This window comes from Marivita sp., assembly GCF_051251565.1.
In the GTDB taxonomy this organism is placed as follows: domain Bacteria; phylum Pseudomonadota; class Alphaproteobacteria; order Rhodobacterales; family Rhodobacteraceae; genus Marivita.
Map to the genome: position 1 here is coordinate 1 of NZ_JBPOFB010000063.1, position 2,462 is coordinate 2,462.

3 protein-coding genes are annotated in these 2,462 nt (G+C 61.2%); 1 reads left to right on the plus strand and 2 read right to left on the minus strand.

Annotated features, from left to right (window positions below; translation table 11 throughout):
- Positions 1 to 716 (plus strand): PQQ-dependent sugar dehydrogenase (locus ACSHXH_RS19330; protein WP_435673432.1); only part of this gene is annotated, 716 nt, incomplete at its 5' end.
- A 6-nt stretch (positions 717 to 722) separates the two neighbouring features.
- On the opposite strand, the gene ACSHXH_RS19335 is transcribed toward ACSHXH_RS19330, so the two are convergent.
- Both ACSHXH_RS19335 and ACSHXH_RS19340 read right to left on the minus strand, forming a co-directional pair.
- Complete coding sequence (locus ACSHXH_RS19335; RefSeq protein ID WP_435673433.1) at positions 723 to 1,547, minus strand: DUF815 domain-containing protein; 825 nt, start codon at positions 1,545 to 1,547, stop codon at positions 723 to 725.
- A gap of 5 nt (positions 1,548 to 1,552) precedes the next feature.
- A partial coding sequence (locus tag ACSHXH_RS19340; RefSeq protein WP_435673434.1) for an acyl-CoA dehydrogenase occupies positions 1,553 to 2,462 on the minus strand: 910 nt, incomplete at its 5' end.

The following is a 2,462-nucleotide window of genomic DNA, read 5'->3' on the forward strand; positions in this document are numbered from 1 at the left end:
GGGAATACACCCTCGCATCGGGCAGCGCGCGCCAGTTTGCAGGCGGTCTGCGCAATCCCAACGGCCTCGATTTCAGCCCCTGGTCGGGCGAGCTTTGGACTACGGTGAACGAGCGGGACATGCTCGGATCGGATCTGGTGCCTGATTACCTGACCAATGTGCCGATTGGCGCGCAATACGGCTGGCCATGGGTCTATTACCGCGAGAACATTGATCGCCGGGTGGATGCACCGCGGCCGCGCTTCCTGCTCGAATACACCCGCAACCCAGAATATGCATTGGGCCCGCATGTTGCCGCGCTTGGTCTGGTGTTTACTGTGCAAGGCCACCGGATGGGCGACGATATGGCGAGCGGCGCGTTTATCGCTCGCCATGGTTCGTGGAATCGCAAACCGCCCTCTGGCTATGACGTGGTCTATGTTGCGTTTGATGAGCGCGGCAAGCCGACCGGATCACCGGTGCCTGTACTCACGGGATTCCTAAACGACGATGGTACGACCAAGGGCCGCCCAACCTGGGTGGAGTGGGCCGGCGACGGATCGCTGCTGGTTTCGGACGATACAGCAGGCATTATCTGGCGAACTCTCGCCACTGATAGTGAGCCGGGTGCAGGGATTGAGCAGCTGCGCGGACCGCCCTTGCGGCCCGAAGGTGAGCTGATCGATCCGCGCGCCCAGTTTGAGGAAGATTACCTGCGCAGCAGCAGCTCGCAATAATCTGACTTAAAGGCTGAAGCCTTCGCGGCCAGCCAATTCGCACGCAAATTGATACGCAGTGCGGCCCGAGCGGCTGCCGCGGGCTATCGACCATGCGAGCGCTTCTTCTTCGTCAAAGGTGATACCGAGCGGATCGGTGTAGGCGTGCAATATCTCCAAATAGGTATCGCGGTCGCACGGGTGGAAGCCGCGCGTCAGTCCGAACCGGTCCGCCAATGCCAGAGCGTTGTCACGCTCATCGCGTTCATGCAGCGCGCCGTCCTCTGCCGCATTGCGTTGAACGATGGCGCGGCGGTTAGACGTGACCGCAAGCCGCACATTGGCAGGCCGCGCCATCACACCGCCATCAAGCAGACTGCGCAGTGCGAGATTGTCCTGCGTGTCGCCTGCTCCAAACCCAAGATCGTCGATGAAGAGCACAAAGGCGCGGGCCTGCACCGACAGCTCGGCAATCAAATTCGTTACATTCGCCAAGGCACCGGGCGCGACTTGGATGAGAGCGAGCTTGCCCGGATGCTCGTCTTGCGTGGCAACCGCCGCCGCGCGGATCAGCGCCGATTTGCCCATCCCGCGCGCGCCCCACAACAGCATATCATGTGCAACGGCGCCCGATGCCAATCGGGCAAAATTGCTACAGATCGCAGCCTTGTGCTGGTCGATCCCGCGAAGTGTTTCGAGCGGCGTTGTTTTGAGCGCCAACACTGTCCGAGTGCTCTCACCGCTCCACACATAAGCTGGGCTGGCGAGCCAATCGACTGGTTCAGGTGTCGGCGGCGCAATCCGTTCTAGTGCTGCGGCGATCCGCTCCAATTCGCCGCGCTTCGCGCCCATTTCTCCTATCCAGCCAGTTTATCGGCAGAGAGGGTGTAGAGCAGGTCCGCACCCGCAGTTGCGCCAGCTTTTAGTCCAGCGGCTTCGGGCACAATCCGGTCGAGGAAGAAGCGCACGGTTACAGGCTTTGTCTCAGCGAGCGACGGCGCGGCACCATCCGCAACAGCGGCGGCCTGTTTCATCAGTTGCCACCCGGCAACCGCAACGGCGGCCATCGTGCAGAACGGGACACTGCCCGCGAGCCGATCATCAAGGCTCGCATCATCGCGCATCCAACGCGCGATGTTTGCGCAATCGGACGCGAGCGCCGAAAGTCCGGCCTCTCCACTCGCATCACGCGCGATCTCTTCGAACAGGCCAATCATCGCTTCACCGCCTTCAAGTCCGAGCTTGCGCGTCACAAGGTCTGCGGCCTGAATGCCATTGGTGCCCTCATAAATCGGAGCGATCCGCGAATCGCGCCAATGCTGCGCTGCGCCGGTTTCTTCGACAAAGCCCATTCCACCATGAATTTGGATGCCGATCCCAGAAACTTCGACGCCCATGTCTGTGCCCCAAGCCTTGAGTAACGGGACGAGGACTTCGGCGCGGTTCTTTGCGTCCGCATTGCCGAGCGATCCGCGATCCACTTGACCAGCGCAGTAATACAGCAGCGCGCGAACGCCTTCAGTCAGCGCCTTCATCCGCAGGATCATGCGCCGCACATCGGGGTGTTCAATAATCGCGACGGGAGTTTTGTCGGGTGACCCGGCGCGCGCTGATTGCACGCGCTCGCTCGCATAATAGATCGCCTGCTGCGTCGCACGTTCGGCAATCTGGTTGCCTTGGTTGCCGACATTGATGCGCGCATTGTTCATCATTGTGAACATCGCCATCAACCCGCGATTCTCGGCGCCGACCAGCTCACCAATGCAC